Origin of the sequence: Franzmannia qiaohouensis, assembly GCF_031451695.1 — a bacterium.
GTDB classification, from domain to species: domain Bacteria; phylum Pseudomonadota; class Gammaproteobacteria; order Pseudomonadales; family Halomonadaceae; genus Franzmannia; species Franzmannia qiaohouensis.
In genome coordinates this window covers 1-5,039 of the sequence record NZ_JARWAM010000037.1, presented here as the reverse complement: position 1 = coordinate 5,039, position 5,039 = coordinate 1, and the positions used below count along the sequence as shown (strand labels likewise).

Annotated in this window: 4 protein-coding genes; 3 read left to right on the top strand and 1 reads right to left on the bottom strand. The window is 59.7% G+C overall.

Annotated elements, in window-relative coordinates; genetic code table 11:
* Positions 1-187 precede the first annotated feature (187 nt).
* The gene (locus QC821_RS21555) at positions 188-1,018 is read left to right on the top strand and encodes a helix-turn-helix domain-containing protein (protein WP_309725573.1); all 831 of its coding nucleotides are present in this window, start codon (positions 188-190) and stop codon (positions 1,016-1,018) included.
* On the opposite strand, the gene QC821_RS21550 is transcribed toward QC821_RS21555, so the two are convergent.
* Positions 1,007-1,597, bottom strand: coding sequence for a LysE family translocator (locus tag QC821_RS21550; RefSeq protein ID WP_309725571.1), 591 nt, complete (start codon positions 1,595-1,597; stop codon positions 1,007-1,009). The two genes, QC821_RS21555 and QC821_RS21550, sit on opposite strands and share 12 nt — an antisense overlap.
* A 231-nt stretch (positions 1,598-1,828) precedes the next feature.
* Between QC821_RS21550 and QC821_RS21545 the strand changes: the two genes are divergently transcribed.
* Complete coding sequence (locus QC821_RS21545; RefSeq protein ID WP_309725569.1) at positions 1,829-3,388, top strand: glutamate synthase-related protein; 1,560 nt, start codon at positions 1,829-1,831, stop codon at positions 3,386-3,388.
* Positions 3,389-3,777: 389 nt separating this feature from the next.
* Positions 3,778-4,704: a pyridoxal-phosphate dependent enzyme gene (locus QC821_RS21540; RefSeq protein WP_309725567.1), complete on the top strand. Its 927-nt coding sequence runs from the start codon at positions 3,778-3,780 to the stop codon at positions 4,702-4,704.
* Positions 4,705-5,039: the final 335 nt, after the last annotated feature.

The following is a 5,039-nucleotide window of genomic DNA, read 5'->3' as shown; positions in this document are numbered from 1 at the left end:
GTCTCACCCCGGCCATGGCGAATCGGGCTTGCACAACGGGACGGGTCCATATAAGCGAATTCATTCGCGATTGCAGCGCGCAGCGCTGCCGAGTAGCCAGCATCCTCGAAGGGCAGTGGCGAATGTCGTAGAGTTATCGCATCGAGGCTGAGCGCGCTTCTTCCCTTGGTAGCGAGACGATCCGAGCATGGCACATGCCCACCAGCCCCATTTCTGGCGCGATCCGCGTATGCCCCACGTGGAGCTGCGCGTGGTCGAGGATGGCCGTCAGGTCGGCTACGCCCGTCATAGCCATACCCAGTGGTCGTTGGGTGCGGTGACTGCCGGAGAGAGCACCTTCCATTACCTCGATGACGAATATCGCATCCACGCCGGGCACCTGGTGTTGATGAATCCGGACTGGGTGCACGCCTGCAATCCTGTCGAGGGCCAGCCCTGGGCCTACCGCATGCTCTATGTGGACGCCGAGTGGCTGACTCGGCTGCGCCATGCAGCGAGGCTGATCGATACACCGTGCTGGCAGGACATTTCCGCCGCCGTAATCGCCGACCCGAGCTGGTACGCCGGTTATCAGCGTATGACCAACGGCCTGCTCGACCCGCAGCGCGACCTTCTGAACAAGCAGAGCGAGCTGGTCGAATATCTCTCGGGACTGATGCATCACCTGGCGGGGCTGCCGGCCAGGCCGCGCTCGCTACCGCCGGCCACCCTGCGCGAATTGGTCGCCTACCTCGATGAGCACGCCGCCGAGGAAGTCTCGTTGGATGCCCTCTGCCAGCGCTCCGGCTACAGCGCCGGCCACCTGATCCGAGCCTTCAAGCAGCACTTCGGCCTCACCCCTCATGCCTACCTGATCAATCGCCGCATTCAGCTAGGACAGTGCCAGCTCAAGCAGGGCAAACCGATCGCCGAGGCGGCGCTGAATGCCGGCTTCAGTGACCAGCCGCATTTCCAGCGCACTTTCAAGCGTCTGGTGGCGGCTACACCCCATCAGTATCGAAGCCCGTTACTCGAATAAGAGATAGACGCAGCTGACCGCTAGCAGCAGCGCCAGCCCACGGTTGACGGCGACCAGGACGCCGGGGCGCTGCACGTAGCGGCGTAGAAAGGCACCTGCATAGACCCAGCTACCCAGCGAAAGCCAGCAGATGGGCAGATAGAGGGCGGCGAACAGCCACAGCAGGCCGACATCGCCGCCGGTGTAGGCACCGATGCCGGAGGCCGACGCCAGCCAGGCTTTGGGGTTCAGCCACTGCATCAGTGCGCCTGCCATAAACCCCGGTGCCCGCGTGGCATCGCCCTCCGGTAGACGACCATCATCGCGGAACAGCCGCACGCTTAGATAGAGCAGAAATGCCACGCCGGCCCAGCGCAGAGCGTCCTTCAAACCTGGCACCATCGTCAGCAGTGAGTAGAGCCCGAGGCCTACGGCAAGAAACAGGACAACGAAGCCCAGGGTGGCGCCGGTAACGAAGACCAACCCGCGTGAGATGGGGTAGCGAGTACCGCTGCTCAAGCACACCAAGTTTACCGGCCCCGGTGAAATGGACGCCGCCAGGGCAAAGGCCGACATCGGCAAGATCATGGCAAGGTTCATCGTTCGTCTCCTGGAACACTGTGCCAGGAGTGTGGCGTGGCGGCAGCGACAGGTATTGAACGAAATTGAGGTGCCCATGATAGCCAATGTCTATCACAGGCGTTGGCTCGGCGGGATTGAACAAAACTCGCTAGGCTAGCTCAATGGAAAGTGGCAATGACCGTTGACGAATAGCGCCACGCGCCGGTCCTGACACCCGGCTCGCGCCAATAACCACAACACGGAGTCCCCATGAGCCAACCGATCATCGCGGCGAACAAGCCCACTAAAGTAAGCCTGAAAAAAGGTGAGGAGTATGCGTTCTGCATGTGCGGACGCTCCAGCGACCAGCCGTTCTGCGACGGCTCCCACTCGGGGACCGGCATCACGCCCAAGATGTTCAAAGCCGACAAGGATGGCGACGCCTTTCTCTGCCAGTGCAAGCACACCCGGGACGCCCCGTACTGCGACGGCACCCACAAGCAGTTCAGCGACGATGAGGTAGGCCAGGGGAGTCCCGCAAGCAAGGACGCCGCCGCCGAGCAGAAGAGTAGCGGTAGCCAGCCTGAGCCCAAGGCCAGCGAGGAAGAGCCCACAGTGGAGTTCATCCACCAGCTCGCCAAGGAGGGTACCAAGGGTGTTGGCCACCACGGCCCGATGACCGCCATGGGCGTGCCGCGCCACACCCTGCCGCACTGGGACGACCTGCAGCTGATGGTGGCGCAGATGGCCACCAAGCCGCTGATGGAAGACGCTGCAGTGGATACCCAACTGGTGATCGGCCCCGAGGTCAAGAAGCCGCTGATCCTCAAGATTCCGCTGTTCGTCTCCGACATGAGCTTCGGTGCGCTCTCCCAGGAGGCCAAGGTCGCCCTGGCCAAGGGCGCCGAAATGGCCGGTACCGGCATCTGCTCTGGGGAGGGCGGCATGCTGCCGGAAGAGCAGGCCGAGAACTCGCGCTACTTCTACGAGCTGGCCAGTGCCAAGTTCGGCTACAGCGAAGCGCTGCTAGAGAAGGTCCAGGCCTTCCACTTCAAGGGCGGTCAGGGTGCCAAGACCGGCACCGGTGGCCACCTGCCGGGCAATAAGAACACCGCCAAGATCGCCGAAGTGCGGCATATCACCGCAGGCGAACCGTCGGTCTCACCGCCGACCTTCGAGGACCTTTCCAGCGTGGCCGACTTCAAGCGCTTCGCCGACCGCGTACGCGAAGTGACCGGCGGCGTGCCGGTGGGCTTCAAGCTCAGCGCCAACCATATCGAGCGCGACATTCAGTTCGCGCTGGACGCCAGCGCCGACTACATCATCCTCGACGGCCGCGGTGGCGCCACCGGGGCTGCTCCGGCGATGTTCCGCGACCATATCTCGGTGCCGACCATCCCCGCCCTGGCCCGCGCGCGTCGCTACCTCGACGAGCAGAAGGCCAGCGGCCGGGTCACGCTGATCATTACCGGCGGGCTGCGCGTACCGATCGACTTCGTCAAGGCCATGGCGCTGGGCGCCGACGGCATCGCGCTCTCCAACAGCGCCATTCAGGCGATCGGCTGCGTGGGCGCGCGGATCTGCAACACCAACAACTGCCCGGCGGGCATCGCCACCCAGCGCGAAGACCTGCGCCAGCGCCTCGATGTCGATGCCTCGGCAGAGCGCCTCAAGACCTTCTTTGGCGCCTCCGTGGAGCTGATGCAGGTAATGGCTCGCGCCTGCGGCCACGACGCCCTCCACCAGTTCAACCAGGAGGACCTAGCCACCTGGCACCGCGAGATGGCGCTGCTCAGCGGCGTGCGCTACGCAGGCCTCGGCCAGCCCTGATGTGAACCTCCAAGGCACTGCAGACCACGGCGCCAACCCATTGGGTTGGCGCTTTGCGTTTGGCTGTTTTGCAACCGAAGCCAGCCCTGTTTATTCTTGACCTAAGGCCGCTGAGGATGGCGGGACAAGAGAAACATCGAGCAGTAACTATAGGCACAGCGACTATCGCATGGATGGCGGTCGCCATCGCATCGTGCAGGGTAGGGGCGGTAGCGTGCTCGGTCACGCAGACTGGTGCTTAACGCTCGGTACTCTTGCTATCCCGGTGATGCTCTTTATGAAAGCGGATGCAGCAGTAGTGGCTGTAAGTAAATAAACGCCATTGATTCAGGAAGAGCCGCTTCGCCCTTACGACAGAACTTCACCCGATAGCATAGGTATGGGTATTCATGACGCTACACATTGAAACGCCACTAATCGAATCCTGCACGATGAGCGTTACCCCGGGGCGTTCAGTCTGGCTTAAACTCGACGCGCTGCAACCATCTGGTTCATTCAAAATTCGGGGCATTGGTTATGCGTGTGAGACCTGCCTTTCTCGAGGTGCTCGTAGATTCATTTCCTCCTCTGGAGGAAATGCTGGCTTGGCTGTTGCCTACGCTGGCCGACGTTTAGGTGTTCCGGTAACGGTTGTGGTGCCTGAAACCACTACTGAAAGAGCTAAGGAGCTTCTACAGTTGGAGAAAGCGGAGGTCATCGTGCACGGTACCTCTTGGCAAGAAGCCAACGCCTTTGCACAATCGTTGATCGACGTATCAGATGCATTTCTTCATCCCTTTGATGACCCATTGCTTTGGCAAGGTCACGCGACGCTAATTGATGAGGTTTTTCGCTCCGGCCTTAAGCCAGACGCAGTTGTACTCTCCGTTGGCGGCGGTGGTTTACTGTCTGGCGTGATTGAAGGGCTACATCGCAATGGATGGAGTGATATTCCCGTTTTAGCGGTAGAAACGATGGGCGCCGCCTCATTTAACTCAGCCGTAAGAGCTGGCCATACGGTAGAATTGGAACAGATAACGAGCATCGCCACCTCGCTTGGTGCCAAGCGTGTTTGTGAGCAAGCCTTTCAATGGTCTAAAGACCACCCAGTCCGCAGCGTCGTGGTATCCGATCAAAGCGCACTGTCTGCTTGCGAGCGTTTTCTTGACGATCATCGTATATTGGTCGAGCCTGCCTGCGGTGCAAGCCTAGCAGTGGCATATGAAAACTCACCAGAACTTAAGGATTTTAGCAATATCCTGGTTGTGGTGTGTGGTGGGGCTACGTCGACAGTTGATCAGATTAGAGGATTAAGAAAAAATCATCAGGAACTGTAATAATGAAAGTAACTACAATACAATTTCCCTTTTAGTATCGCCTACACTTAAAAGTCGCGCAAACTGGCTGCGTTGAGCTTCAGAAAATCCCTGTGGCCGAGGTGTGCATCTAGGGGCATGGGGAGTCTATAGGGTAACGTATGTTTAGTGCTTGCTTGTGAATTGAGTTTCTTAGTATGTTGCCATCTCATTTCTATTTCGCGAACTCCGCATTACAGGAAGGGCTCGATGATTCCACTTCATGACCTAGATTCATAGAATAACCGCAGCACTTTGGACCACCCGGTAGAAGCAGGAGGGCCAGCGCCGGTACCCTCCCTGCTTTACCGACCAAA